The 25,147-nt window shown below is 43.7% G+C and carries 29 protein-coding genes; 6 read left to right on the forward strand and 23 right to left on the reverse strand.

From position 1 onward, the window contains the following. Positions 1–59 precede the first annotated feature (59 nt). From O3644_RS05505 to O3644_RS05515, 3 genes are all read right to left on the reverse strand, one after another. A complete protein-coding gene (locus tag O3644_RS05505; RefSeq protein ID WP_371595254.1) occupies positions 60–818 on the reverse strand; it encodes a TraX family protein in 759 nt (252 codons plus the stop codon). A 111-nt stretch (positions 819–929) separates the two neighbouring features. Beyond that, the gene (locus tag O3644_RS05510) at positions 930–1,910 is read right to left on the reverse strand and encodes a sensor histidine kinase (protein ID WP_371595255.1); all 981 of its coding nucleotides are present in this window, start codon (positions 1,908–1,910) and stop codon (positions 930–932) included. Continuing rightward, complete coding sequence (locus O3644_RS05515) at positions 1,894–2,580, reverse strand: response regulator transcription factor (RefSeq protein ID WP_037615348.1); 687 nt, start codon at positions 2,578–2,580, stop codon at positions 1,894–1,896. The genes O3644_RS05510 and O3644_RS05515 overlap by 17 nt, the downstream gene beginning before the upstream one ends. A gap of 205 nt (positions 2,581–2,785) precedes the next feature. Between O3644_RS05515 and O3644_RS05520 the strand changes: the two genes are divergently transcribed. Together O3644_RS05520 and O3644_RS05525 are read left to right on the forward strand one after the other, a co-directional pair. Then, complete coding sequence (locus O3644_RS05520) at positions 2,786–4,045, forward strand: NRAMP family divalent metal transporter (RefSeq protein ID WP_371595256.1); 1,260 nt, start codon at positions 2,786–2,788, stop codon at positions 4,043–4,045. A gap of 119 nt (positions 4,046–4,164) precedes the next feature. Further along, the gene (locus tag O3644_RS05525; RefSeq protein ID WP_371595257.1) at positions 4,165–5,391 is read left to right on the forward strand and encodes a DUF2974 domain-containing protein; all 1,227 of its coding nucleotides are present in this window, start codon (positions 4,165–4,167) and stop codon (positions 5,389–5,391) included. A 236-nt stretch (positions 5,392–5,627) separates the two neighbouring features. Here O3644_RS05525 and O3644_RS05530 read toward each other — a convergent pair whose 3' ends face one another. From O3644_RS05530 to metG, 3 genes are all read right to left on the reverse strand, one after another. Beyond that, on the reverse strand, positions 5,628–6,284 hold the full coding sequence (locus O3644_RS05530; protein ID WP_371595258.1) for a DUF4230 domain-containing protein: 657 nt from the start codon (positions 6,282–6,284) through the stop codon (positions 5,628–5,630). Between the two features lie 4 nt (positions 6,285–6,288). Then, the gene (locus tag O3644_RS05535; RefSeq protein WP_371595259.1) at positions 6,289–6,423 is read right to left on the reverse strand and encodes a hypothetical protein; all 135 of its coding nucleotides are present in this window, start codon (positions 6,421–6,423) and stop codon (positions 6,289–6,291) included. A 122-nt stretch (positions 6,424–6,545) separates the two neighbouring features. Continuing rightward, positions 6,546–8,543: a methionine--tRNA ligase gene (metG, locus tag O3644_RS05540; protein ID WP_371595260.1), complete on the reverse strand. Its 1,998-nt coding sequence runs from the start codon at positions 8,541–8,543 to the stop codon at positions 6,546–6,548. A 188-nt stretch (positions 8,544–8,731) separates the two neighbouring features. Between metG and O3644_RS05545 the strand changes: the two genes are divergently transcribed. Both O3644_RS05545 and O3644_RS05550 read left to right on the forward strand, forming a co-directional pair. Next, complete coding sequence (locus tag O3644_RS05545; RefSeq protein ID WP_148888259.1) at positions 8,732–9,559, forward strand: exodeoxyribonuclease III; 828 nt, start codon at positions 8,732–8,734, stop codon at positions 9,557–9,559. Between the two features lie 11 nt (positions 9,560–9,570). After that, a complete protein-coding gene (locus O3644_RS05550) occupies positions 9,571–9,957 on the forward strand; it encodes a bleomycin resistance protein (RefSeq protein ID WP_371595261.1) in 387 nt (128 codons plus the stop codon). A 346-nt stretch (positions 9,958–10,303) separates the two neighbouring features. On the opposite strand, the gene O3644_RS05555 is transcribed toward O3644_RS05550, so the two are convergent. The 11 genes from O3644_RS05555 to O3644_RS05605 all read right to left on the reverse strand — a co-directional run bounded on the left by O3644_RS05555 (position 10,304) and on the right by O3644_RS05605 (position 17,584). After that, positions 10,304–11,398, reverse strand: coding sequence for a nucleotidyltransferase (locus O3644_RS05555; RefSeq protein WP_371595262.1), 1,095 nt, complete (start codon positions 11,396–11,398; stop codon positions 10,304–10,306). Position 11,399: 1 nt separating this feature from the next. Further along, positions 11,400–12,134: a class I SAM-dependent methyltransferase gene (locus O3644_RS05560; protein ID WP_371595263.1), complete on the reverse strand. Its 735-nt coding sequence runs from the start codon at positions 12,132–12,134 to the stop codon at positions 11,400–11,402. Positions 12,135–12,209: 75 nt separating this feature from the next. Continuing rightward, the gene (rsfS, locus tag O3644_RS05565; RefSeq protein ID WP_371595264.1) at positions 12,210–12,575 is read right to left on the reverse strand and encodes a ribosome silencing factor; all 366 of its coding nucleotides are present in this window, start codon (positions 12,573–12,575) and stop codon (positions 12,210–12,212) included. Between the two features lie 9 nt (positions 12,576–12,584). After that, complete coding sequence (locus tag O3644_RS05570) at positions 12,585–13,088, reverse strand: cysteine hydrolase family protein (protein WP_371595265.1); 504 nt, start codon at positions 13,086–13,088, stop codon at positions 12,585–12,587. After that, positions 13,085–13,684: a bis(5'-nucleosyl)-tetraphosphatase (symmetrical) YqeK gene (gene yqeK, locus O3644_RS05575; RefSeq protein ID WP_371595266.1), complete on the reverse strand. Its 600-nt coding sequence runs from the start codon at positions 13,682–13,684 to the stop codon at positions 13,085–13,087. The genes O3644_RS05570 and yqeK overlap by 4 nt, the downstream gene beginning before the upstream one ends. Continuing rightward, on the reverse strand, positions 13,681–14,313 hold the full coding sequence (locus tag O3644_RS05580) for a nicotinate-nucleotide adenylyltransferase (RefSeq protein WP_371595267.1): 633 nt from the start codon (positions 14,311–14,313) through the stop codon (positions 13,681–13,683). The genes yqeK and O3644_RS05580 overlap by 4 nt, the downstream gene beginning before the upstream one ends. Before the next feature lie 28 nt (positions 14,314–14,341). Then, complete coding sequence (gene yhbY, locus O3644_RS05585; RefSeq protein ID WP_125406137.1) at positions 14,342–14,653, reverse strand: ribosome assembly RNA-binding protein YhbY; 312 nt, start codon at positions 14,651–14,653, stop codon at positions 14,342–14,344. A 48-nt stretch (positions 14,654–14,701) separates the two neighbouring features. Continuing rightward, entirely contained in the window at positions 14,702–15,085 is a 384-nt protein-coding gene (locus O3644_RS05590; protein ID WP_125406140.1) for an MGMT family protein, read from the reverse strand. A gap of 14 nt (positions 15,086–15,099) precedes the next feature. Next, positions 15,100–16,206, reverse strand: coding sequence for a ribosome biogenesis GTPase YqeH (gene yqeH, locus O3644_RS05595; protein ID WP_045498675.1), 1,107 nt, complete (start codon positions 16,204–16,206; stop codon positions 15,100–15,102). A gap of 2 nt (positions 16,207–16,208) precedes the next feature. After that, positions 16,209–16,736: a YqeG family HAD IIIA-type phosphatase gene (locus O3644_RS05600; protein WP_371595268.1), complete on the reverse strand. Its 528-nt coding sequence runs from the start codon at positions 16,734–16,736 to the stop codon at positions 16,209–16,211. Positions 16,737–16,927: 191 nt separating this feature from the next. After that, a complete protein-coding gene (locus O3644_RS05605) occupies positions 16,928–17,584 on the reverse strand; it encodes a hypothetical protein (protein ID WP_371595269.1) in 657 nt (218 codons plus the stop codon). A gap of 196 nt (positions 17,585–17,780) precedes the next feature. Between O3644_RS05605 and O3644_RS05610 the strand changes: the two genes are divergently transcribed. Continuing rightward, positions 17,781–18,407 (forward strand): TVP38/TMEM64 family protein, encoded by a 627-nt coding sequence (locus O3644_RS05610; RefSeq protein ID WP_148888252.1) that lies wholly within the window; start codon positions 17,781–17,783, stop codon positions 18,405–18,407. 203 nt (positions 18,408–18,610) lie between these two features. Here the strand turns inward: O3644_RS05610 and O3644_RS05615 are convergent, their stop codons facing one another. The 5 genes from O3644_RS05615 to O3644_RS05635 all read right to left on the reverse strand — a co-directional run bounded on the left by O3644_RS05615 (position 18,611) and on the right by O3644_RS05635 (position 23,193). After that, complete coding sequence (locus O3644_RS05615) at positions 18,611–19,840, reverse strand: LCP family protein (RefSeq protein WP_371595270.1); 1,230 nt, start codon at positions 19,838–19,840, stop codon at positions 18,611–18,613. Between the two features lie 6 nt (positions 19,841–19,846). After that, positions 19,847–20,368 carry a GNAT family N-acetyltransferase gene (locus tag O3644_RS05620; RefSeq protein ID WP_048763966.1) on the reverse strand — a complete coding sequence of 174 codons (522 nt, stop codon included), beginning with the start codon at positions 20,366–20,368 and terminating at the stop codon, positions 19,847–19,849. After that, positions 20,361–20,801: a tRNA (adenosine(37)-N6)-threonylcarbamoyltransferase complex ATPase subunit type 1 TsaE gene (tsaE, locus tag O3644_RS05625; RefSeq protein ID WP_048763969.1), complete on the reverse strand. Its 441-nt coding sequence runs from the start codon at positions 20,799–20,801 to the stop codon at positions 20,361–20,363. Before tsaE ends, O3644_RS05620 begins: the two co-directional genes overlap by 8 nt. A 203-nt stretch (positions 20,802–21,004) precedes the next feature. Then, on the reverse strand, positions 21,005–22,426 hold the full coding sequence (locus O3644_RS05630; protein WP_015605350.1) for an NCS2 family permease: 1,422 nt from the start codon (positions 22,424–22,426) through the stop codon (positions 21,005–21,007). A 164-nt stretch (positions 22,427–22,590) separates the two neighbouring features. Further along, entirely contained in the window at positions 22,591–23,193 is a 603-nt protein-coding gene (locus tag O3644_RS05635) for a DUF1361 domain-containing protein (RefSeq protein WP_062005489.1), read from the reverse strand. Positions 23,194–23,355: 162 nt separating this feature from the next. Between O3644_RS05635 and O3644_RS05640 the strand changes: the two genes are divergently transcribed. After that, positions 23,356–24,168, forward strand: coding sequence for a Cof-type HAD-IIB family hydrolase (locus tag O3644_RS05640; RefSeq protein WP_062005491.1), 813 nt, complete (start codon positions 23,356–23,358; stop codon positions 24,166–24,168). Between the two features lie 111 nt (positions 24,169–24,279). Here O3644_RS05640 and O3644_RS05645 read toward each other — a convergent pair whose 3' ends face one another. Continuing rightward, positions 24,280–25,146, reverse strand: a complete 867-nt coding sequence (locus O3644_RS05645; RefSeq protein ID WP_048763978.1) for a cysteine ABC transporter substrate-binding protein — start codon at positions 25,144–25,146, stop codon at positions 24,280–24,282. Between the last annotated feature and the right edge of the window lies 1 nt (position 25,147).

The following is a 25,147-nucleotide window of genomic DNA, read 5'->3' on the forward strand; positions in this document are numbered from 1 at the left end:
ATTTTAATACAGAAACAGCTTTATTTCCACATTTTACTAATTTTTAAATGCCAATATTTTTATCTCTGCACCAGATAAGCAATCAGTGCGATGACCCAGAGATGGGCTGGGTAAAAGACATAGAAGAAATATTTGCCCCACTTACCATTATAGCCTCTCTCGCCATTGTAGAGATGGAGGAAGGGCAAGACGGTAATAAAGGCCCAGTCTGAATTGTAGAGCATCATCGAAAGGGTCGCTCCCATGGTTGGGTAGATTTCAATGCTTAGGCAAAAGAGCAGAAAAGCCAAGACCATGTAAGAAAGAGTTCTGAGAGCAGGCTGATTGCGGAAGATATAGCTAATCAGCATCAAAGGAATAATGGTCATGCCGCCTTCTGTCAAAAAAACTCCTGCCAAACCAATTAAGACTGCCGCTCCAATCCGCAAATAGCGTTTCTCATCCATAATCTCTTCACCATTTTTGGAGAGACCAAATACAAGATTGAGCACCAGAACGCCGCAGGCTAAGCTGAGAAAGATATTATTCTCAAGATGAATTCCCTTGCTATGAAAGAGTATCGTTAAGATGGTATTGCCCAGCTGCATAATAGCCGCCCAGATAAACAAGCGTGCATTGTAGGCCAAGCGGTTGCGCGTATGCAGAAAGCCTTCTACTGCGCTAAAAGCAAACCAAGCAGCTACACAGCGAGTCAGCAGGTGAAAAATCCCGTCCCAACCTGTCGGCAAAAGCCCTGGAATCTTACCAATATGATCAAAAACCATTAAAAAGGCCATGAAAAGCTTGAGTTGGAAAGCATTGAATCCTCTTGTTTTCATTTCATATCTCCTTGTCTTCTTTATACATCTATCTTACAAAAAAAGAAAGGTCGGTACCATAACCTAACCTTTCAATTTCACTGGCCAACCTTACAAATTTGTAAGAATGCCTTATTCAAATATCATCTTCTTCTCTGAAAAACTAATCATGACAGTCGTTCCCTGTCCGACTTGAGAAGCGATGCTGATCTGATGCCCCAGTTCATCTGCGATTTTCTTGGACAGATAAAGCCCCAAACCAGACGACTGCTGGGTCAAACGGCCATTATAGCCCGAAAAACCTCGCTCGAAAACCCGCAGCAAATCCGCATCCTGAATGCCCAGACCGCTGTCCTTGATATAAAGCGTATCCTCCTGAAAATAAATCTCAATTCCGCCTTGACTGGTATATTTCAGACTATTTGACAACACTTGCTCTAAAATAACGACGAACCATTTCCTATCTGTGATGATGGTTCGGTCCAAATCATGTAGATTGAGACTCAAGCCCTTTTGGATAAAGAAAATCGCATACTTCTTGACAATCTCCTTGACCAAGTCTTCAAGATTTTCCTTTTTCAAGACCAAATCCTCGTGGAAACTCTCCAAACGAAGATACTGCAAGACGATATTGACATAGGACTCGATCTTAAAGAGCTCTTGCTCCAGCTGATTCTTGACCTTCTTGTCCTCAATTTCTCTGACCAGCAATGAACTAGCCGCAATAGGCGTCTTAATCTGATGAGCCCAGAGCGTATAGTAGTCCATCAGGTCATTTAGCTTCTCCCTCTCCTCAATCGCACGGTTCTTCTTGTCCATTTCCAAAAGAGCCAGTTTCTCAAAAAGGAGAACCTCTAAGGCTGTCTGAGGACGACCTGAGGCATAAAAGAGCTGGTTGCGGTATTCCTTATAGGCACTAGCGAGATCCATTCCCAAGAAAAAGCTAGCAAGGAGAAAGGCTAAGAGCAGCTGATACTCTAGCAGACTACGCCCATCTTCGAAAATAAAGGCAAACATCCCCATAATCGAAAATACAATCAGCAAGAGCAACAAGATGAAGCGACGGGAGTACAGATGATGCTTCAAAAAGAAAAATTTATCCTGCATGTCCATTGGTTAAACCGTACCCTATCCCTTTTTTCGTCTCAATAAAATGCTTCAGACCGTGCTCCTCCAGCTTCTTGCGCAGGCGGGCAACATTGACGGACAAGGTATTGTCGTCGATAAAGAAATCGCTGTTCCAGAGCTCCTTCATCAAGTCATCACGTGCCACAATGCTGCCAGAATGCTCAAAGAGCACCCGTAAAATCTGAAATTCATTCTTGGTCAACGTTACAAGCTCGCCCTCATAAACCAAATCCATGGATTTAAGATTTAAAATCACGCCCTGATATTCCAAAAGACTTTGATCTGTCCCAAACTCGTATGAACGTCGCAGCAGGCCTTGAACCTTGGCCAGAAAGACGTTATTGTCAAAAGGCTTGGTCACATAGTCATCTGCGCCCATATTGATGGCCATAACGATATCCATGGACTGGTCACGCGAAGACAGAAACATAATCGGCACCGTCGAAATCTTCCGAATTTCCTGGCACCAATGGTAGCCGTTAAAGAGGGGCAGGCCAATATCCATCAGCACCAGCTGGGGCTCCTCCTTGACAAAGGTTGTCAAAACCTGCATAAAATCTTCAATCGCCACAACCTGATAGCCCCATTGCTCCAGCATTTTTTTGATCATTTGACGGATGACCGCATCATCCTCGACCAGTAAAATCTTGTGCATTCCATTTCCTCACTCATTTTTCTTACTGCTATTATATCAAATTCTCCCTTAAATCACAGAGACTTTTTTGATCTGAGATTCACATTGTTTTCAGAAAATTTCAAGAAATCCTTCAAGGAGTATTGACAAAAGTATAGTAAAAAGATAAAATAACACTACATTCAGAATTGTCTGAAAATTCATTTTTTATAATAAGGAGATTATTATGCTAGAACAAACTCAGACATCTACCTGGCAGTCTAAACTGAAAGCCCTAGGTCCTGGGATCCTCATGGCCTCTGCTGCTGTTGGTGGCTCGCACATTGTTTCCTCTGCTCAAGCAGGCGCCAAGTATGGCTGGGCCTTGATGGGACTGGTCATCTTGGCCAACCTCTTCAAATATCCCTTCTTTCGCTTCGGTGCTGAGTACACCTTAGAAACTGGTCACAGCTTGGTTGAAGGTTATGCTCAAAAAGGGAGAGTCTACTTAGGCATCTTCTTCGTTTTAAATGTCTTCTCCGCTTTGGTCAATACAGCAGGGGTCGGAATTCTCTGTGCTGCTATCATCGCCAGCGCCTTTCCAAACGCCCTTGGACTCAGCATTACTCAATGGTCTCTGATCCTCATCATCCTGATCTGGGCAATGCTACTCTTTGGTGGCTACAAGTTCCTCGATGGCCTTGCCAAATGGATCATGTCCGCTCTAACCTTTGCAACCGTTATTGCAGTCATCGTTGCCATTATCAAGCATCCTGAGTACGGAGCAGACTTCGTTGAAAAGACCCCTTGGCAAATGGCTGCCTTGCCTTTCATCGTGTCTCTAATGGGCTGGATGCCAGCTCCAATCGAGATTTCAGCAATCAACTCCCTCTGGACTGCTGAGAAAGGAAAATCTGTCAATATCTCTGTCACGGACGGACTCTTTGACTTTAACGTTGGCTATATTGGTACAGCCATTCTGGCCATCTTCTTTGTCGCTATGGGCGCTCTCATCCAGTATCCAACTGGTCAAGCAGTTCAAGATGCTGGTGCTGCCTACATCCAGCAATTCGTTGGGATGTACGCATCTGTTCTTGGCGACTGGTCACGGATTCTGATTACTTTCATCGCCTTTCTCTGTATCTTTGGTACGGTTATTACCGTTATCGATGGCTATTCCCGTGTAAATGCTGAATCTCTACGCCTTCTTCTCAATGAAGAGAAGACTTCTCAAAAAACTCTGCATATCTGGATGACCGCTACAGCTATTATCGGTGGCGTTATCATCTACTTCTTCCAAGGTAGTGTGGCTCTCATGCTTCGTTTTGCCATGATTGCTTCCTTCCTGACTACTCCATTTTTTGCCCTTCTAAACTATCTCCTCGTTACAAGCGAGAATAAACATCTGAGCAAATGGCTAAAAGGTCTTTCCATCCTTGGTTTGATCTTCCTCTTTGGCTTCGCCTTATTCTTTATCTACGCCATCCTCATCGGTAAGGCTTACTAGATCAAAAGAGCTGGAAATTCTGAAGGATATCTTCAGGTTTCCGCTCTTTTCTTTTTTCCTTTCTGACAACCTGCCCCACTTATGCTATACTGGAAGAAGATAGAATATTGGAGATAAATATGGGAATAATTTTTGATTACCTAGATCAAGTAGCTTACGACAGTATCTACGACACCCCCTTTAATGAACTGGATATGCTGATACTGACCGAGATAACTTATCTGCCTTTTGACCAGATCGTGTCTGATCAGATGTCCCCTGATTGTACTTGCCGCTTGTTTGAAGCTGCTGAAAAAGTGCCTCAAGATTTGTCCATGTTAGTGACTAAAAATCGTCTGAAACTTTTAGAAAAGGTAGCCAGCTCCACCCGCTTCAAAAATATCAAGCTCATGGGCTATGTCAATGATATTGACCCTGATGTTCAAAAGCAATTTGCAGCTATGATTTTCAAAATCAAGCCCGATAGCTATGTCCTGACCTTCCGCGGAACCGATGATTCCATTATCGGCTGGAAAGAGGACTTCCACATGACCTATATGGATCAGGTCCCAGCTCAAAAAACGGCGGTCAATTATCTGCGAAAAGCCATGGATGCTCTGCCTGGTCAATTCATCCTGACGGGCCACTCGAAAGGAGGCAATCTAGCATCCTACGCTGCTAGTCAGATCGAGCCAGAATATCAAGAGCGAATTCAGAGCATTTACAGCTATGATGCACCTGGACTGAATCACTCGGTCATCACCAGTCAAGGCTACCAGACTATTTCAGACAAGATAAAGCGCTACATTCCGCAGGGCTCTATCGTCGGAATGATGCTCGAAACGCCCAAGCAGGCTCAGATTGTCAAAAGTACAGCTATCGGCGGTCTGGCCCAGCACGATACCTTCACTTGGCAGATCAGCGGCCAGACTTTTGTCCTACTAGATAATCTCAATCCAGAAAGCCTTCAAGTAGATAAAACGCTGAAAAACTGGGTAGATAGCATTTCTGATGACGAACTAAAAGACTTTTTCGATCTCTTTTTCGGCCTCATCTTGGATGCTGGTATCAGCTCCATCAATGACCTCACCAAGCTGGAAAATTTCAACAAAATCTTAGCTGTTTTTGAAAATGCCAACGCCCTCACAGACCAAGAGCGGGAAATGCTGTCGCGCCTCGCCAAACTACTGGTAGACATGCGCTACCAGTCTTGGAAAGACGACATGAACCTGCTGAAGCCTGCGGAAATCCAAAAAGAAATCCGAGAAAATATCTCTCAGTTTGTCAATCAACTCCCTTTTGTCAATACTGAAAAGCCAAAAGAAAACAACTCTGAGACTACTGAAGATGATACTTTACTCTCTTAAATATGGGTATACCAAATCCTAGCTAACCAAGAAAGAAGCTGGGACAAAAGTCCGATCTCAAATATAAAAAGCGAACAAAACTAGTTTTCTGGTAATCAGAATTCTGCTTTGTTCGCTTTTCGCATTTAATTATAGATTTGAAGTGCTTAATAATTAAGATTTTTAAAAATTGAAATCTTTTTGTCCCAGCCTCGATTCTTTTAGATTAGAAATAATTATAAGATTTTAAGATTGACTTATTCATTCACGTTTTTGAAGGTCACTTTAGCTTCTGGGTCAATACCAGTCACAATAGCACTATAATATTGCTCAGCTGATTCTGTGATAAGATTTTTATATTGTTTAAGATATTCTTCTTGTTCTTTATTGCTGAGCTCCTTAATAACATGCTCTCCCGTATCAATATTTTCTGTTGCTCCGCTTAACAACTCTCCGCTGGTATTATATAGTTTATATCGATCTTTGGGATTATCTGGAACATCAACTCCTATAACTTCATATTTAGGGATAATCAATTCATACTCATGCTCAGCGATTTTCCTAACCTTGACTCCTTCTTTAATTCCAAATTTAGCCGTATAATTAAAAATGATGATTGCTTTCTTGACAGATAATGGAATACTGATATTGGTACCAGGTATTTTTTTATCTTTCTCAATCGTTTCAACTTTTTGAATTCCAACATTCAAAAAAACACTTTCATTAACTTTTTCCAAGTGAGTGATTCGAGTATAGACTTGGGTCTGTTCATTTGAAACATTTTTCCCTTGGAAGTACCCAATAATATTATACGTTTTTGCGACAACAAAAAAGATAGCGAGAATGGCTACCACAATCCAAACGTAAATCTTAGCTCCCAAAACTTTTCTTATGAAATTCTTAACTATTTTCATTATCCTATTTCCTCCGAATTAAAAATGCTGTTCCAAGACTAATTATAGCGAGAATCGCTGATAAATAGGGATTCAGCGGAAAAAGAAGGACAATTAAAAGCAACAACAAAACAAGTGATGCAATTTTTACTATTTTCATAATATAACTCCTAAAATCTTTTCAATAAAAATTATATAAATATATATACCTTTTGTCAAGCGGTCTCAAAGAGAATAATACATCAAAATCCCCCAGCAGGAGGCTGCTGGGGGATTGGTTTGCTACCCAATCAAACTTCCATTTGGTACTTTCTCGTCCACAGTCAGGAGAGTCAGTTGGTCGCCGTGCTCGGCTGAGAGAATCATGCCTTGACTGATGCGGCCCATCATTTTGCGCGGTTTGAGGTTGGCTACGATTTGGACTTTCTTGCCGACCAATTCTTGCTCGTTTGGATAGTATTTAGCAATACCAGAGAGGATTTGGCGGTCTTCACCGTCTCCTGCATCCAATCGGAATTGAAGAAGCTTATCAGAGCCTTCAACTTTAGAAACCTCTTTGACTTCTGCGACACGGATTTCTACCTTGTCAAAGTCGTCAAACTTGATCGCTTCACGATTAAGTTTGAGCTCGACTTCTTCTGGATTCCATTCTTTTTCAAGTGCAGGTTTGTTGCCTTCCATTTGTTCTTTGATATAGGCAATTTCTTCCTCCATATCCAGACGTGGGAAGATTGGTGTCCCTTTTTCTACAACTGTCAGTCCTGCTGAGAGCTGGTCAATTGCTAGATTTTCCAGAGACGTTGCTTGAGGCAAGCCCAATTGACTGAGGACAGCCTTGCTGGTTTCCATCATGAAAGGTGCGATCAAGTGCGCTACAACACGAAGACTGGCTGCCAAGTGGCTCATGACTGCTGCCAGTTCTTTGACCTTGGCTTCATCTTTTGCCAGAACCCAAGGAGCGGTTTCATCAATGTATTTATTGGTGCGGGAGATGAGCGTCCAGACTGCTTCCAGCGCGCGTGGATAGTCCACCGCATCCATGTGTTTGTAGTAGTCAGCGATGGATTCAGCTGCCACCTGAACCAGAGCACCATCAAAGTCTGTTACATTTTCTTCATAGGCTGGCACTTGCCCGTCAAAGTACTTGTTAATCATGGAAACAGTACGATTGAGGAGATTCCCAAGGTCATTGGCTAACTCGTAGTTGATACGACCTACATAGTCCTCAGGTGTGAACGTCCCATCAGATCCCACCGGAAGGCTGCGCATGAGGTAATATCGCAGGGCATCCAAGCCATAGCGTTCCACCAGCATTTCAGGATAGACCACGTTTCCTTTAGACTTAGACATCTTGCCATCCTTCATGACAAACCAACCGTGAGCAATCAGGCGGTCAGGCAGCTTAATATCAAGCATCATAAGAAGGATTGGCCAGTAGATAGAGTGGAAACGCAAAATGTCCTTGCCCACCATGTGGAAGACTGTTCCGTTCCAGAATTTATCGTAGTTAGCATGGTCTTCCTGACCGTAGCCAAGAGCTGTCGCATAGTTAAGCAGGGCATCAATCCAAACATAAACTACGTGTTTAGGATTAGATGGCACAGGCACGCCCCAAGTAAAGGTTGTCCGAGATACGGCTAGGTCTTCCAAGCCTGGCTCGATGAAGTTTTTCAGCATTTCATTAAGACGACCATCAGGTGTGATAAAGTCGGGCTGTGATTTGAAAAATTCTACCAAGCGGTCCTGGTACTTGCTCAGACGAAGGAAGTAAGACTCTTCCGAAACCCACTCCACTTCATGTCCAGACGGCGCAATCCCACCCGTTACATTTCCAGCTTCGTCACGGAAGACTTCAGCCAGCTGGCTTTCAGTGAAGAATTCCTCATCAGATACAGAATACCAGCCTGAATATTCACCCAAGTAGATATCATCTTGAGCCAAGAGTTTTTCAAAGACATCAGCCACAACCTTTTCGTGGTAGTCATCGGTCGTTCGGATGAATTTATTATACGAAATGTCCAGCAGTTTCCAGAGTTCCTTGACCCCAACCGCCATGCCATCGACGTAAGCTTGCGGGCTGATACCAGCTTCCTCAGCTTTTTGCTGGATCTTTTGACCGTGTTCATCCAGACCAGTCAGATAAAAAACATCATAGCCCATGAGGCGCTTGTAGCGAGCCAAGACGTCGCAGGCAATAGTCGTATAGGCAGACCCGATATGGAGCTTGCCAGACGGATAATAAATAGGTGTCGTAATATAAAACGATTGTTTTGTAGTCATTTTTTAATCCTTTCAAGGCTAATGAAACCTTTTTGATAACACTTCATTATATCATATTTCCTAGCGATTGAAAGAGGGGACTCTTCCATCCTCTAGTCTTTTTATAGCTTCGCAATCACTTTGCTATAAATCAACTCTATCTTTTGATATAATAAACTCAGGAAATTTCTACTAGAAAAGGACATTTTATGAAACTCATCTCTTGGAACATAGACTCTCTCAACGCTGCTTTGACCAGTGATTCTGCCCGCGCTCAGCTCTCTCAGGCTGTCCTTCGGACCTTGCAAGCAGAAAATGCGGATATCATCGCTATTCAGGAAACGAAGCTTTCCGCTAAAGGACCGACTAAAAAACACCTTGAAATTTTAGAAGAACTCTTCCCAGGCTATGAAAACACTTGGCGCTCGTCTCAAGAGCCAGCTCGCAAAGGCTATGCAGGAACCATGTTCCTCTACAAAAAAGAGCTGACACCCATCGTGACCTTCCCAGAAATCGGTGCACCATCAACCATGGATGTTGAAGGTCGTATTATTACGCTGGAATTTGACGACTTCTTCGTCACTCAGGTCTATACGCCCAATGCTGGCGATGGTCTCAAACGCTTGGAAGAACGTCAGGTCTGGGATATCAAATACGCTGAATACTTGGCATCACTGGATGAACAAAAACCAGTTCTCGCAACTGGTGATTATAATGTAGCCCACAAGGAAATCGACCTTGCCAATCCTGCCAGCAACCGCCGTTCACCAGGCTTTACCGATGAAGAGCGTGCCGGTTTCACCAACCTGCTGGCTAAAGGCTTTACCGATACCTTCCGCCACTTGCACGGAGATATCCCTAACCAATACACTTGGTGGGCGCAGCGCAGCAAGACTTCTAAAATCAACAACACAGGCTGGAGAATCGACTACTGGCTGACCAGCAATCGTGTGGCTGACAAGGTAACCAAGTCTGATATGATCGACTCTGGTGCACGTCAAGACCATACGCCGATTGTCATGGAAATTGAACTTTAAGGAGAAATTCGATGGACTATCAAGCTGTCATTCCCGAATTTGTAGTATCTGATCTCGAACAGTCGCGTCACTTCTACTGCGACTTGCTGGGCTTCTCTGTCGAATACGAACGTCCCGAGGAGAAATTTCTCTTCCTCTCGCTTGAAGACTGCCAACTCATGCTAGAAGAAGGCAGCGCTGAAGAATTAGCCCAACTGACCTATCCTTTCGGGCGTGGTGTCAATATTTCTTTTGGTATTGAGGACGTCCCTCAGCTCCACCAAAAACTGCTGGAAGCTGACTATCCCATCCATCGTCCCCTGACCAAAAGAGAATTTCGCGTAGGAGATAGCTTTATTTATCCTCATGAATTTGCGGTTTTGGATCCAGATGGATATTTCCTACGATTTAGTGAATAAGAAGAGGCTGGGACAAAAGTCCGACCTCAAATATAAAAAGCGAACAAAACTAGTTTTCTGGTAATCAGAATTCTGCTTTGTTCGCTTTTCGCATTTAATTATAGATTTGAGGGACTTAATAATTAAGATTTTTAAAAATTGAAATCTTTTTGTCCCAACCTCCTCAATTGTCTTTGGATTGTCAAGCAAGACGCAGTGGTTGAGTGGGCTCTACTACGCTGATTCCATCAGCTTTTACAGCCCTACTCAACTATGCGGAGGTGGGACGACGAAATCGAATTCTAACGAATTACCGATTTCTGTCCCACTCTCTATTTACAAGTAAATCTCAAATCTATCTATACTATCAGAGAGTATTTTGTAGTGGAAAGCGGCCAAAATTCTGCTCCATCAGTGCAGGATTTCCTAGTTGATAGACCTTGTCAGCCTGCTGGGTCAAACTATCCCATGGCTCCTTGCCGATACGGCTGACGAGTTCAACTTTTCCCTTAAGCTTGGACAAATGCTGGCGTCCCTGTTCAGAAAAGCCTAAAATATGGATTCCTGATGGAAGTTCTTCTTGTCTAGCTCCGACTAGGATATAGGTCAGCAGACGCCGAACCCGAGCCTTGGTATAGCGCTTAGTCGCCACCTGCTCGACCAGCTCTTCTATGGTCTCACTGCTTTTCAAGGCCTCTCTAATCCTAACTGCCAACTCCTGATTAACCTGATAAAAGTCTGCCAAATCCTGACTTGTCACTATCTGGTAACGGAGATAAGGAAAAAGATCCGACCAAGTCACCTTTGCTGCCGTCTCAAGTAGCTTATAGCTTGGAGTGAATTTTTTGAGAAAGTCTGGCTGATCCAGATTCTGACGAAGGGCTGTGGCTGAAGCAAATTCCTGATCAGCTGACATAGAATGGTAACCTGCTCCCTGGCGTTGAATGGGACAAAGCTTGATAGCCTTTCCCGCCGTAGCCTTGGCATAAGCCAAGCCCAAGATATGATTGGGAGTAGAGCCTGAAAAATTGAGCCCTGCAAACTCCTGCCACATGGCCTGAGTCTTCTGGGGATAGGATAGGGAATCAGGCAAACCAGCCAGATAAGCTTCCATCTGCTCTGCCTTTTGACCATAGACCCTCGAAATACTCTCGTAGTCCAGCACTTCCTCAGTCCCAAAAGTCAGCTGATCAATACCTAACTGCTCTAAGATGTCCACTGCCCCCTTAGCGAAAAAGTCCGCCGCCTGAACACTGACCAAGAAAGGCAGCTCAAGGACCAAATCCGCTCCAGCTTCTAAAGCCATCTGTGCCCGAGTCCACTTGTCTACGATAGCTGGCTCCCCTCGCTGAACAAAATTGCCGCTCATAGCAATAATTTTCAGGCCAGAAGCTTGCTCCAGCAGATATTTATGCCCATTATGAAAAGGATTGAACTCTGCGATAATACCGGTGATTGTCATCTCATTTCTCCGCCACAAAGAACCAGCGAGCGCTCTTGTCGGTTGGTTCCTTGTCCTCAAAGTCCGCATAAACCTTGACATTCTTAAAGCCAGCCTGCTCCAGCAAGATATCGTAGGTCAGAATCTCATAGGTCCGCTCCTCATGCACCTCGTCATGGCGCGTGAAGCGACCATCCTCATCTTGGACAAAGAAGGTCAGCTCATGCACGATGGAATGAGGCGGTTCATCCGCATAAGAATCCCAGACCATGGCAAAGGTTTCAGCATTTTCATGATAAGAATAGCCTGGAAAAACCTCGTCAATCTGGTAAATCGAGTGCACGTCAAAGATAAAGCGGCCGCCCTCATTTAGATGCTGGTAAACCTCAGTAAATACCTGACCGACATCCACTTCGTCCTCCATGTAGCAAATCGAGTCCGAATAACAAGTCACCAAATCAAACTGACCGACTCTACTCAAATCCAGCATATTGCCCTGGATAAAGGGAATGTCCAAACCGGCGTCTCTGCTACGTTTCTCTGCCAAATCCAACATTTCCTGACTCAAGTCCAACCCCGTCACATCAAAACCTGCCTGCTTAAAATAAATAGACTGAATGCCCGTTCCACAGGCCAGCTCCAGCAGCTTTTTCTTATCCTTGGGAAAATGTCGCAGGCTGAAATCCGTCCATTTCTCATACAAAGAATCATCCATAATCGCATCGTAAACCGACGCGAAGGTTTCATAAGTTGCCATACTTTTCCTTTCAAAAATAGCCCAGCCAGCAGGCTGACTGAGCCGAATTATGCTTTCTTGCCCAAGGGCAAAAAATCACTTATTTTTTTCTTCCAATAAGGCTGCAACATCCACGCCTGTCGCTTCGTGCCAGAGTTTTTCCAGATTGTAATGGGCTCTCATTTCCTCAGAAAAGACATGGACAACGATGCCACCCAAGTCTAAGAGAACCCAGCCGCCAGCTGCGTCACCCTCAACATGGCCAGCAGAAACACCAGCCGCTGCAGCTTTCTCGCGGATATTTTCAGCCACCGCATCCAGCTGACGACTATTCATCGAGCTGACGATGACAAAGTAATCTGTCACCGTAGTCAGATCTTGCAAGTCCAAAGCCACAATATCTTCTGCACGCTTCTCATCGGCCGCCTTCACGACCAGTTCCAATAATTCTTGTTCTTTCATAGTTCCTCTTTAATTAAAAATGTTTTTGTAATCTCGAACATCCGCAAAACGTTCGTCCCAAATTTTTTGATAAAAAGTATTTATTTTTTCTGCCGAAGCATCTTCCCCATCAAAAGTTGTAAAAGCACCCTCTGGAATGACAAGTTTATAATCAAATTCAAATCCAACTTTAACCGATGCATCTACACAATATTCCGTCTGCATTCCACATAAAACTAGACGACCAATATCTTCTTTATCTAAGTAATCTTTTAAACCAGTCTCTTTAAATATACTATTGTACTTCTTCTGAAAGACCTTTTCGTCTGACTTCCGATTTAAGAGAGGAGACAACTCCCAAGTTTCCAATTCACTATCTTCTGGATTTTCAATATGCTGAATATAGATAATTTCGACACCTTTACTCCTAGCCTGATGTTGCAGAAAGGAAATTTTATCCATCATTTTATCAGACTGAAAGCCTGTCTCCACTAAGATATTTTGTACATCTATAATGATTAGAGCTGTTTTCATTCTTTTATTTCCTTCAAATATCCTACAAAGGCATTGTAGGTCTCTAGGGTTTGCGGGTAGATAGGGAGTCCTTTGTGAGCCAAATGCTCCACCGTCCTTGCTGTTTCATAGGCCACAGCTAGATTGAGCGACCGCTGGGCCAACTCTCTAGCCTTGTCCACTCCCGGAAAGTCCCGGTTATGCTCAATGTAGTCTGCGACATAGACGACCTTGTCTAGCTCAGACATGGTGCTACTGCCCACTGTATGAATCTCGATAGCTCGCAAAATCTCTGCATCTTCGATCCCTAGGTCTTCCTGAATCTTGTAAATGCCCACCATGCCATGCCAGACATTATTGCCCCAGTTTTTCAGGTCCGGATCCAGCTGGTATTTGTCAATCAAGGCCAGAAAATCCTCATCCGAAACCTTTTTCGCATAGTCGTGCAGGAGTCCTGCCAGACCCGCTTTTTCGACGTCAAGACCGAAGCGCTCCGCTAATTCACGGGCAGCCTTTTCCACACCTAGACAATGCCGCAGGCGTTTCTCGGGCATGACTGTTTCCATCTTAGCCAGCAAGGCCTCACGGCTCATGTGTATATAGCTTTCGTAGGTCATAGGTAAAGCCCTTCTTTCTCAATGTAGTCTATAACTGGCTGAGGCAGCAGGAAATTGGGAGTCCGTCCCTGAGCCAGAAAATCCCGCACCATGCTGGAGGAAATATCCATAAGGGGTACATCCACCCAGATGACAGGGTAAGAAGTCCCTGCCTTGTAGCGCGGCCGCTGAACACCGACAAACTGCACCAGCTCAACCAGCTCATCAATCCGGTACCACTTAGGCAGGTAGTCCACCATATCCGCACCGATGATAAAGTAATAGTCCGTATCTGGATGCTGCTCTGTCAGCAGCTTCATGGTGTCGTAGGTATAGGAAATCCCCTTGCGCTCCAGCTCAATGGTTTCAATCTCTAGGCCTTCAATGCCCTCGATAGCCAATTCCAGCATTTTCAGCCGATGCTTTTCATCAATGGTCTCTTTCTTATCCACATGGGGCGGCTCGTACTCTGGCATAAGCAGGACCTGATCCAAGCCTAGCTGTTGGCGAACCTGATCCGCCACGACCAAATGAGCATGGTGGACAGGGTTGAAATTCCCACCTAAAATGCCAATCTGCTTGCGTTTTTTATCTTTAACTTCTGGTTCTAATTCCACCTTGATAAAGGGGGTCAGTAATTCAATAGCCATAGGCTGATATCTCCACAGAAATTTTTCCTTAAATTTGCTTGACTTTAACAGAGAGTTTGCGATTTTCCTTCTTGCTGGACTGCTTGAAGAGAATCAAGATCCGGCCGATCTTCTGCACCGTATCCACTCCGATTTCTTCTTCCAAAATCTCAGCAACTTCATGGATATTCTCATCTGTATTCTGCAAGAGCGTAACCTTGATCAGTTCTCGCGCATCCAGTGCCTGACGAATGCTGGTTTTAATCTGGTCATTGAGACCGTTTTTGCCAATCTGAACGATGGGCTTGAGTGTGTGGGCCTGACTGTTGAGAAAGGCCCTTTGTTTACTTGTTAATGCCATAGTTTTCCTTATTCTTTTAAAAATAGCAGAGCTTATACTCAAAGAGTATTAGTATTGCCCGCACATGAGATTTCTTTCCAAATCAAATGAATACCGTTTCTTTTGAAAATCTTGGACATAGTACCTCATCTTTGTTTTCCCTTTTTGAATAATGCTATGTCCTTCCGCTTCCAGCAGCCCTCTTTGTACTTCAAGGCCTCCAGGATACTTCGCATTGACTTCCCCGCCTGACTTGAGCACTCGCCAATAGGGGATTTTGGCATCTTCCTCAGACCAAGCGACAATCAAAGCAGCAATACCTGAAAAAAATGGAGCACTATTATCCTGTCCAAAGTGAGTACGCAAATCAGCCAAGGTAACCACTTTGCCGTATGGTATTTGCTGAATAGCTTCCACATATTTTTCTGGTGTGATAAAAGTTGACTGGGTCATACATCCTACCTTTCTTAGATAATCGCCTTGCGCAAGACCACGTCCACTCCTTTTGGAGCCCAAGCCGCAACCTTGGCTCTGTCATTGACACGAATCCAGCCCAGACCAGAGAAGACGATATCCGTCTTGTCCTTGATGGTAAATTCATGCTTGACCAAGGCTGGAAATTCTTCCTTTTCCTTGCCAACTGGCGGCACCAAGAGACTGCCGACATGCTTGTCATAAAAGTCGCTGGCACCTTCTAACTTGGTCCGGTGGAGCTTAAGCTCATTGTCAAAATAAGCCGTAAAGCCCTGCTTATCACCTGCCACAAAGTCGAAACGACCTAAACCACCCAAAAAGAGGGTTTGCTCTGGATTGAGCTGGTAGGTTTTGGGCTTGATTTCCTTTTTGGGGCTGACATATTTGAGATTCTTAGCAGAAAGATAATGAGCCATCTGGTGACGATGGATGATGCCCGGTGTATCATAGATATGACTGCCGTCTGCCAAAGGAATCTCGATTTTGTCCAAAGTTGTACCCGGGAAGCGCGAAGTCGTAATGACATCCTTATCACCCGTGATTTCCTGAATAATCGCGTTAATCAGAGTGGACTTGCCCACGTTGGTCACGCCGACCACATACACATCACGTCCCTTGCGGCAATGCTCGATTTTGTCAATCAAATCCTTAATGGCCTGCTTGTTTTGAGCAGAGGTCAGAATGACATCAACTGGACGCAGACCTTCTTCGTGAGCCCGCTCCGTCAGCCATTGGGTCACCTTACTATCCTTGACTGACTTAGGCAGAATGTCCTTTTTATTCCCGACTAAGAGCACATCATTTCCTGCGACAAAGCGAGGCAGACCAGGGATGACCGAGCCATTAAAGTCAAAAATATCGACAACATTGACGACCAAGGCGTCGCTATCCCCAACTTCGTGGAGAAGCCGCAGAAAGTCATCATCCGTCAGCTGAACGTCGCTGATTTCATTATAATGGCGCAGGCGGAAACAGCGCTGGCAATAGAGTTCGCCTGTCTCCAAGCCTTTTTCTAGAGCCGACTGGGGCGTGTAGCCTAGCTGGCTCTTGTCTTCTGTCTGAATAGTGGCTCCGCAGCCGATGCAGAGAAGTTCTTCCATGCTTAAATTCCTTTTTTGTATTGAATTGGACCGTATTTTTCAGTGATTTTCTTGAGCACACGGCGTTCACGCGCCCGATTGATCTGGGTTTTGATAGAGTCGTGCTCGACCAGCGGTTTGACCAAAATCGAACGAATTCCAGCCCGATGAGCTGCCCGAATATCCGTCATGAGCTGGTCGCCCACCATGACCACTTCATTTTTTTCAAAATGAAAAAGCTTGAGCGCTTGGTCAATTCCCCAAGTGAAGGGCTTCATGGCCCAGTAGACATAGTCAATTTCAAACTTTTCAACAGCTCGCTTGACCCGTTTTTGGTTATTATTGGACACCACGATAATCCGAATACCCGCGTCCCGCAAATCATGGAGCCACTTCTTCATCTCTGGGGTCCCGTCAGGATTATTCCAAGCAATCAAGGTGTTATCCAAATCCACCAAAACCGCTTTGATGCCCTGTCTTTTCAAACTTTCTACTGTCAAATCGTAAACTGCCTCGACTGCAAAGTCGGGCATGTAATCTTCAATCGCCACATCTCTCTCCAAAAATCGTATTCTCACTATTATAGCATAAAATAGGCTTTTTGGCACCTATAACCCCATTTCTTCCAAGAGTCATCGGGAGACTTCACCTTTCCTATTTCCCAAACAAATGAAAACAGCTCCCCAAGTGGGAAGCTTCATTTAAAATGGGACAAAGATCATGCTCATAGTCCAGACAAATCTCAATTTTTTTCTTTCCGTAACTTCAATTCATAAAATTTTTGAAGTTCAAGGATAATAGTCGTTTCTCCTTCTTTTCCATCTCTTGTGATGTGAAGCACCTTAGAAAACTTCTGAAAATCCTTTTCTTCCTCACCTGGGGCGATACGAATATCGACAGATTGCCATTGACCATCTTTCTCTTCATATCCTACTAAAGCAACTAGAAATAATTTCCCTTCTATATGACCACCTGTAAAGAAATCTGCCGTATCATTAAAAAGACCACCATAATACATCGGATTAGATAAAGCAAATAGTATAATATTTTTTCTCTCCAATTTTCCATCAACACTAGCTAGGGGAATCTCATCTACCTTCTCAAGCATTGGTAAAACTGTTTCACGCTTTAATAAACCTACAAAGAAACTATTGTATAATGAATCTGAATTCATAATTTTATCATAGCTATTCACATATTCTGCAGCTATAGCAAAGAGAAACAAAAAGAAATAACTTGATATGAATAGAATAATCCATTTTTTTCTAAAAAAGATGCACCAAAAAATTAAAAATAATACGAACAACAAGATTGTAGTTGGATAGAAAAATGTTCTTATGAGATTCTCATATGCAATCTCCCACAATTTTTGATGATATAAGTTTAAATATTCTTCCACTATAACTCTCCTAACTCATAGAATTTTTAGTTCGAGCATAAGCACTCTCCCTGATTTTTGAATGCTCATAGATTATTGCTCGCTAGTCACATCATTATATCATCTTTCATACTTTTTAGCACCCATAGCTTCAAAGCTTACAAAAATGGCAAAAGATGCTATAGTAGATATAAGAATAATTCTCTTGGAGGTGCCTATGGCAAGCAAGGATCGAGAAATGAAAACTGTTTCTCCCTTTTTGCAAAAAATCATCAACTGGTCGTCCATTATCGGAGCTGTAGGTACAGTGGCCTTTTGCATCTGGGCCTACTATGCAGGAATCCTCCAGTCCAAGGAAACCTTATCTGCCTTTATCAGACAAGCAGGCATCTGGGGACCACCTCTGTTTATCTTCCTGCAAATCTTGCAGACTGTCGTGCCCATTATCCCTGGTGCCTTGACCTCTGTTGCAGGCATCTTTATCTACGGGCATATCGTCGGCACCATCTACAACTATGTCGGCATCGTCATCGGCTGCGCCATCATCTTCTATCTGGCTCGCACCTACGGACCAGCCTTTGTCCAGTCCGTCGTCAGCAAGCGGACCTATGACAAGTATGTGGGCTGGCTGGATGAGGGCAATCGCTTTGAGCGTTTCTTTATCTTTATGATGATTTGGCCCATCAGTCCCGCTGATTTCCTCTGTATGCTGGCCGCCTTGACCAAGATGACCTTCAAAAAATATATGCTGATTATCGTGCTCTGCAAACCCATCACCCTCATCATCTACACTTACGGACTGACCTATATTATTGATTTCTTCTGGAAGTTGCTAACAAAATAAAACTCAAAAACATTAAAAATCGAGAGTGGGACAGAAATCGGTAATTCGTTAGAATTCGATTTCGTCGTCCCACCTCCGCACAGTTGAGTAGGGCTATAAAAGCTGATGTAATCAGCGTAATAGAGTCCACTCAACCACTGCGTCTTGCTCGACAATCCAAATACAATTGAGAGGCTAGGACTTTTGTCCCAGCCTCGATTTGTTTATTCTGAAGATGCTGATGTTGTGGGGTGATCTGCAGATGATGCTGACGGTGTCGGAGCTGGAGTAGATGCAGGCGCAGAACTTGCTGGCGGCTCACTGCTAGCGCTCGGCTCAGGAGCGGTTGGTGTCGAACTACTATAGTTAGCACCGCCATAATTGCTCTCCGTTGGTTGGCTGTAAACCGGCTCATCATGCTGATAAGTTGTTGAAGAGCTAGAATTAGACGCACGTAGGCTTCTGCCTCCCATCAAATCTTCATACAGTACGGCATTGGTTTTCAGAGTCTTAACTGAAGACAAGCCCAATGTTTTCCGAATCAGATTTTGCATTTCCAGCAAATGATCAGACGTAACCAGCTGATAGCTACCGCCATCAGCCAAGGTAGCATCTTCCCCACGTAATTGTTCAGACTGAATGCTTCTAAAGGCGTCTTTGTAGCCCAATAACTGAGGGATACTTCCCGCATCCAGCGCTACATTGGTCTGCATATTCTTGCTGACTGCTCGCAAAATAGCTTGATAATGGCTGATACTATTGAGACTGAGGACCTTCTCAACGACCTTTCGGATCACCTCACGCTGACGTTTCTGACGACCGTAGTCACCCTCTGGATCCTGGTAACGCATGCGGGCATAAACCAGAGCCTGGTCTCCATTGATCAAATGCTTGCCTGGCTCGACAGTTGCAGTATATTCCGGTTCATTTTCTTCAATGGAAATCGGGAAATCAAAAGTATTGTTGACTTCAATACCGCCAACTGCATCGACTAGCTGAACCAGCCCTTGCATATTGATCATCACATAACGGTCAATATGGATGTTCATCAATTTCTCAATGGTCGCGATGGCTAATTCTGCACCGCCATAAGCATAGGCGGCGTTTAGTTTAGCTTCTGTCGTTTCGCCTTTTTCATCGATTTGAGTCAGAATATCCCGCTCCAAACTCATCATGACCGTCTTTTTAGTCTGAGGATTGACAGATAGGAGGAGCATGGAGTCGCTATTTCCCTTCCAGGTATCAGACCGAGAGCCGCTTCCTGTATCTACCCCCATCAGTAAAATCGTCAAGGGCTTGGTTTCCGCAATAACGTTCGTCTCATTCCCAAACCCCTTATAAGTATGGGACAAGGCGTCCGTTGACTGATTGTAAATAGTCCAAGCATAGCCTCCTACTCCAATAGCTGTGACAAGCAACAGGCTCAAAAACATTCGTACAATTTTTTTAAACATATTTCATCAATCTATCAGTTTTCCCATCAGGTAAACATCTAGAAATATCCCTTCTCTTAAATAGGCCCCTCTTTTTTGTAGGCCTTCGATTTCAAATCCTAATTCTTTATAGAGATGAACAGCTCGCTCATTTCTAACCTGGACAGTTAGCTCCAAACGGCGAAGACTACTTCCATTTTCTGCCCAGTCCACAGCTTCTTCTAGCAAGATACGACCGAGGCCTTGATTCCAAAAGGCTTTTTTGACAACGATAAAGACTTGCCCAATGTGGCGAATCCGCTCATGAAAATCCGCTGTGATACTGACAATCCCAGCGATTTCATTATCAAGTAAGGCCAAGATATAAAGCTGATTATCCGACTCAGCTTGACGCTGAATGAACTGAGCCATCTGCTCTTCATCCATCAAAATCCCAGCCTCATCCAAGGTCATGTAGTCTGACTCGGCTCCGACTTGATTTAAAAAGCGAATCAAGTCAGCGGCATCTGTCTTTTCTGCCTCCCGCAAGGCCAATTCAAACTCAGCCATGCAGCAATTCCTCCAGTAGTTCCTGAGAACGGCGTCCCTGACTTTCAAAGACTAGCTCGCGACCGTCGTCTTTATTTAGAAGAGTCAGCTTCAGATAATCATCTGGTAAACTATCCCCTAGCAATTCTCCCCACTCGATGACCGTAACTCCCTCACCAAAGAGAAAATCATCCAAGTCAATTGAGTCTGGATCTTCACCAATCCGATAGACATCTAAGTGGTACAGTGGCAAACGTCCTTCATACTCGCGAACAATGGTATAGGTCGGACTTTTGATCATCTGCTTGATGCCCAGACCTTGAGCCAAGCCCTTGGTAAAGGTCGTCTTACCCGCACCCAAGTCTCCTGTCAAAACCAAAACATCTTGCTCCTTAAGCAAGCTTCCGAGACGCTGGCCCCAGTTGATTAATTCTTCTTCATTATGACTAAACATTCTTTTATTATACCAGAAGATTTGCGTTTGCGCTCAATTTTCTAATAGAGGAAGCAAAATGTTTGAAAAAAATTAGATGAGCTTTCGAAATCTTCTAATCAAAGCAGGTCACTCGCTTTTATTTATAAGTAAACTAGGACATTTCCTAAATTTTTCCTGCAAAAAAAGAAGCTGGAAGATGTCCAACTTCTTAACAATGATTCTTAAGAAAGAGCTAGGCTGATAAAGTTAAGGATGAAGAGTAGGTTTAAGATCCAAATCATCGGATGCACATCCTTAGCTTGACCTTTGATGACTTTCACAAGAGCATACATGATAAAGCCTGCTGCAATCCCGTTCGTGATACTGTAAGTGAAGCCCATGAAGATAGAAGTGAAGAAAGCTGGGACAGCTTCTGCCATATCATCCCACTGGATATTTTTCAGACTGCCAAGCATCATGATCCCAACGACAATCAAGATTGGTGCAGTTGCTGCTGTTGGAACGATTGCCAACAACGGGCTAAAGAAGCTAGATACCGCAAAGCAGACCGCTACAACCAAAGCTGTCAAACCAGTCCGTCCGCCAGCTCCGATACCAGCTGCAGACTCTACATAAGTAGTAACGTTAGATGTTCCGGCGATTGCACCGATAGTCGTACCGATTAAGTCTGAGTACAAAGCCTTGTCCAAACCTTCTGACTCATGGTTTTCACCAGAGCTTGCGACGATACCAACTTTTTCACCAGTTCCGATCAAGGTACCAATAGTATCAAAAATATCAGTCAGAGAGAAGGCTAGGATGGCCATAAATGTCTGAGGCAGGCGTGCCGTATCAGCAAAGAGAGCTCCCAAGCCTTCTGGACCAACCGCAACTCCGAACACTTGTCCAAGTTCTTTTAGAGCTGTTGACAGATTGTGCTGACCAAAGTCAATCGCAGACAGGTTTACTAAGCCAACAGCAATCGCTACGACTGTCGTTGTAAAGATAGATAAGATAATGCCACCTTTGATGCCCTTGATAACAAAGAAAACTGTAATCGCTAGACCAAGTAAAGCGAGTAAAACTGCTGGATTATTAAAATCAACTAATCCTGGAGTTGCAGCTGAGTTTGCTGTAATAGCAGCTTTCGCTTGGTCAGCTCCCTTACCAGCTACTACATAGTTGCCTGGATCGATCGAAAACTTCAACAGTCCAGCATTTTTAATCCCTACATAAGCTAGGAAGACACCAATACCAGCTGAAATAGCTGAGCGTAAAGCTGATGGAATAGACTCGATAATAGCCTTCCGAATCTTGGTCAGGGTAATGAAGAGTGAGATCAGACCACAGATGAAGACCATGCCCAGAGCTTCTTGCCAAGTATATCCCAGACTAAAGACAACGGTGAACGTAAAGAAAGCATTGAGACCCATACCTGGCGCCTGTGCGTAAGGGAGGTTGGCATAAAAGGCCATCATGAGCGTTCCAGCAACGGAACCGATGATCGTAGCCAGAAAGACACCTTGAGCTGGCATACCCGTTTGCGACAGCATGGCTGGATTGACAAAGAGGATGTAGCTCATAGCAAAGAAAGTTGTTAACCCAGCGAGAACTTCCGTACGAACATCCGTACCGTGCTCTTTGAGTTTAAATAATTTATCCATTATAGATAATCTCCTAAATTGTTTTATGGCAACTGTATAAAAGAGAACTCCTGATTTTCTTTAAAACAGTGCTGCTTATTCGTTATTTACGAACAATACTATGATTATACTCAAAAACATTCACTTTTTCAAGCCCATTGCTCTAAAAAATACTTTAAAGTGTCTTATTTTTTATTTTCTCTGCTTAAAAAGAGCAAAGTCATGATTTGGATAAAGGTAAATCCAAGGATAAATACCAGACGATCCTTCTGAAAGGTTTCCAGTAGCTTTTGGACAACTAGCTGGGGTCGCGTCACCAGATCCCAAGAATTGAGGCGATCATAACGACCGATATAAATGGCTAGACTCGACAGATAAGACAGACCTGCAACCACAAGCATATCCAGCCACCAAGTCCACTTCCAGCGCTCGCGCAAAATATTCCAGCTTTCAATTCCGCAGTAAACGCCAAATAAAATGCTCGGCACAAAAGCCATAAATAGGTGCATGCTGACAGGGTTCCACAGGGTATCTCCTACCCAAGTCATGTGCACCAAGTCCGTCAGCATATAAAAAGTATTAGGATAAAAGGCCAACCAAACCACCAACAAAAGTGGATAAAGCCATTTCTGCTTCTTAGATATCGTCGTTAAGACCGCAGCGTCATAGGCAATTAAGGCCAGAATCATATTCCAAATCAGGTCTGGTCCCTGAACCGTAATCCCCTGAATATACACAACAAATGCAATTAGTAGGAAAAAAATGTGAATGAAAATTGGTTTACGCATACAAGATCCTCCCCTTACTTTAACTCTCTTCGCTTATAGACTGTCAGCAGACATCTTTCGTCTTAGCTATTGAGGAAACATTATACCACAACTTGTGTCATTTATTCTTAATTCTGTTATAATAGATTTACTATACTGATTGATACTGTACGAGGAATAAGAATGACGAATAAAGTAATTGCTGTAGATTTGGACGGAACCTTGCTCAACTCTGAGAGTAAGATTTCTGATTTTACCAAAGAAACCATCAAGAAAATATCGGCTAAAGGGCACAAGGTCATCATCACAACTGGCCGTCCTTACCGCATGGCTCTAGATTTCTATAAAGAGTTAGAGCTGAATACTCCCATGATAAATTTTAACGGCTCTTTGACCCATATTCCTGAAAAAAAGTGGGAATTTGAACAATCCTTGACCGTAGACAAGTCTTTTTTGCTAGATATGGTTCAACGAAAAGAAGAAATCGAAGCTGATTTCATCGCTGGTGAATACCGCAAGAAATTCTACATCACCAATACAAACGAAGAAATCGCAGATCCCAAGCTCTTTGGCATTGATAATTTTAAGCCAGAAAATCAATTTCAGGCCCAGCTGGTCACTAAAAATCCAAATGCTATCTTGCTGCAAACCCATGCCACAGACAAATACGCTCTGGCTGAAGAGATGAATGCCTTTTACCAGCATGAACTCTCCATCAATACCTGGGGCGGTCCGCTCAGTATCCTTGAGTGCGGTCCTAAAGGTGTCAACAAGGCCTTCGCCCTCCAGTACCTGCTCAATATCCTCAATGTCGATCGCAAGGACCTGATTGCTTTTGGTGACGAGCATAATGATACCGAAATGCTGGAATTTGCAGGAACAGGCTATGCCATGAAAAATGCCAGCGAAACCCTGCTGCCTTACGCTGACCAACAGCTTGAACTCACCAACGACCAAGACGGTGTAGCCCACAAGCTAACTGAGCTCTACTTGTAGAAATCAAAACAAACATAATTTGAACCGCACCTCAACTGCTAGACTCTTTCTGTCTAACTGTTGAGATGCGGTTCATTTTTTAAGGTGAATTTTTCTACTTTACTAACGCTTCTATTCTACTTTTCCACCTTCAACGACGAGGTCATCTGCTTTTGCAGCATCACCGTAGGTTGGGTGAAGAGTCTTTTCATAAGCTTTGTGGAAGAAGTTTTCCTTGCCCAATTTTTCAATGTCTTTATTGATGAAATCAAGCAACTCTTTGTTTCCTTTTTGGACTGCTGGTGCAATAGTATCTGGGTCGCCAAGCAAAGTAATTCCTACTTCATATCCTTTATTTTCAAGAGCCCAAGCTAGAACTTCAGTATTGTCAGTTGAAAAGGCATCTCCACGTCCATCCAAAAGAGCTTGATAAGCGTCACTGTATTGGTCGTATTTTTGAAGTTTAACTTCTGGATGATTTTTCTCAAAATACGTTTCAGCGGTAGTTCCTTTTGTGACAATCAAAGTTTTGTCTTCAAGCTGTTTAACATCTGTGATAACACCTTTCTTAGGAGACACAACACCCAGTGAAACCTTCATGTATGGAAGGGCAAAGTCAACTTGTTTCTTACGTTCGTCTGTGACGGTAAAGTTGGCAAGGGTGATGTCCACCTTGTTAGAAATCAAGTATTCCGCACGGTTGGCAGCATCAACAGACACGTATTTTGCCTTAACACCGAGGTCTTTGGCCAACTGATTTCCCAGTTCGATGTCATAACCTTGGTAAGAGCCGTCGTTGTCTACATAACCAAAAGGTTTCTTGTCTCCAAATACAGCAATTCGAAGTTCTCCACTTTTTTTGATTTCATCAATAGTGCGAGCTTTGGCAGTAGTTTTACCAGATGAAGAAGTAGCATTTCCGCCTGAGCCACAAGCTGTAACAAAGATGAGGGCAAAGGCAAGTGCCAAAACAGTTAAGAGCGATTTGAGTAGTTTCATA

It is taken from the genome of Streptococcus sp. 27098_8_113 (assembly GCF_041432545.1).
Classification (GTDB): Bacteria; Bacillota; Bacilli; order Lactobacillales; family Streptococcaceae; genus Streptococcus.

Excerpts from the sequence above, each read along its gene's own strand:
- O3644_RS05635 (WP_062005489.1), bottom strand. The coding sequence starts at position 23,193 with ATGCGTAAACCAATTTTCATTCACATTTTTTTCCTACTAATTGCATTT.
- O3644_RS05560 (WP_371595263.1), bottom strand. The coding sequence starts at position 12,134 with ATGGCAACTTATGAAACCTTCGCGTCGGTTTACGATGCGATTATGGAT.
- O3644_RS05610 (WP_148888252.1), top strand. The coding sequence starts at position 17,781 with ATGGCAAGCAAGGATCGAGAAATGAAAACTGTTTCTCCCTTTTTGCAA.
- O3644_RS05510 (WP_371595255.1), bottom strand. The coding sequence starts at position 1,910 with ATGGACATGCAGGATAAATTTTTCTTTTTGAAGCATCATCTGTACTCC.
- O3644_RS05615 (WP_371595270.1), bottom strand. The coding sequence starts at position 19,840 with ATGTTTAAAAAAATTGTACGAATGTTTTTGAGCCTGTTGCTTGTCACA.
- O3644_RS05505 (WP_371595254.1), bottom strand. The coding sequence starts at position 818 with ATGAAAACAAGAGGATTCAATGCTTTCCAACTCAAGCTTTTCATGGCC.
- O3644_RS05545 (WP_148888259.1), top strand. The coding sequence starts at position 8,732 with ATGAAACTCATCTCTTGGAACATAGACTCTCTCAACGCTGCTTTGACC.
- yqeK (WP_371595266.1), bottom strand. The coding sequence starts at position 13,684 with ATGACCTACGAAAGCTATATACACATGAGCCGTGAGGCCTTGCTGGCT.
- O3644_RS05530 (WP_371595258.1), bottom strand. The coding sequence starts at position 6,284 with ATGAAAATAGTTAAGAATTTCATAAGAAAAGTTTTGGGAGCTAAGATT.
- metG (WP_371595260.1), bottom strand. The coding sequence starts at position 8,543 with ATGACTACAAAACAATCGTTTTATATTACGACACCTATTTATTATCCG.
- tsaE (WP_048763969.1), bottom strand. The coding sequence starts at position 20,801 with ATGTTTAGTCATAATGAAGAAGAATTAATCAACTGGGGCCAGCGTCTC.
- O3644_RS05535 (WP_371595259.1), bottom strand. The coding sequence starts at position 6,423 with ATGAAAATAGTAAAAATTGCATCACTTGTTTTGTTGTTGCTTTTAATT.
- O3644_RS05590 (WP_125406140.1), bottom strand. The coding sequence starts at position 15,085 with ATGACCCAGTCAACTTTTATCACACCAGAAAAATATGTGGAAGCTATT.
- O3644_RS05570 (WP_371595265.1), bottom strand. The coding sequence starts at position 13,088 with ATGAAAACAGCTCTAATCATTATAGATGTACAAAATATCTTAGTGGAG.
- O3644_RS05550 (WP_371595261.1), top strand. The coding sequence starts at position 9,571 with ATGGACTATCAAGCTGTCATTCCCGAATTTGTAGTATCTGATCTCGAA.
- O3644_RS05555 (WP_371595262.1), bottom strand. The coding sequence starts at position 11,398 with ATGACAATCACCGGTATTATCGCAGAGTTCAATCCTTTTCATAATGGG.
- O3644_RS05515 (WP_037615348.1), bottom strand. The coding sequence starts at position 2,580 with ATGCACAAGATTTTACTGGTCGAGGATGATGCGGTCATCCGTCAAATG.
- O3644_RS05620 (WP_048763966.1), bottom strand. The coding sequence starts at position 20,368 with ATGGCTGAGTTTGAATTGGCCTTGCGGGAGGCAGAAAAGACAGATGCC.
- O3644_RS05645 (WP_048763978.1), bottom strand. The coding sequence starts at position 25,146 with ATGAAACTACTCAAATCGCTCTTAACTGTTTTGGCACTTGCCTTTGCC.
- O3644_RS05630 (WP_015605350.1), bottom strand. The coding sequence starts at position 22,426 with ATGGATAAATTATTTAAACTCAAAGAGCACGGTACGGATGTTCGTACG.
- yhbY (WP_125406137.1), bottom strand. The coding sequence starts at position 14,653 with ATGGCATTAACAAGTAAACAAAGGGCCTTTCTCAACAGTCAGGCCCAC.
- yqeH (WP_045498675.1), bottom strand. The coding sequence starts at position 16,206 with ATGGAAGAACTTCTCTGCATCGGCTGCGGAGCCACTATTCAGACAGAA.
- O3644_RS05525 (WP_371595257.1), top strand. The coding sequence starts at position 4,165 with ATGGGAATAATTTTTGATTACCTAGATCAAGTAGCTTACGACAGTATC.
- rsfS (WP_371595264.1), bottom strand. The coding sequence starts at position 12,575 with ATGAAAGAACAAGAATTATTGGAACTGGTCGTGAAGGCGGCCGATGAG.
- O3644_RS05520 (WP_371595256.1), top strand. The coding sequence starts at position 2,786 with ATGCTAGAACAAACTCAGACATCTACCTGGCAGTCTAAACTGAAAGCC.
- O3644_RS05640 (WP_062005491.1), top strand. The coding sequence starts at position 23,356 with ATGACGAATAAAGTAATTGCTGTAGATTTGGACGGAACCTTGCTCAAC.
- O3644_RS05580 (WP_371595267.1), bottom strand. The coding sequence starts at position 14,313 with ATGGCTATTGAATTACTGACCCCCTTTATCAAGGTGGAATTAGAACCA.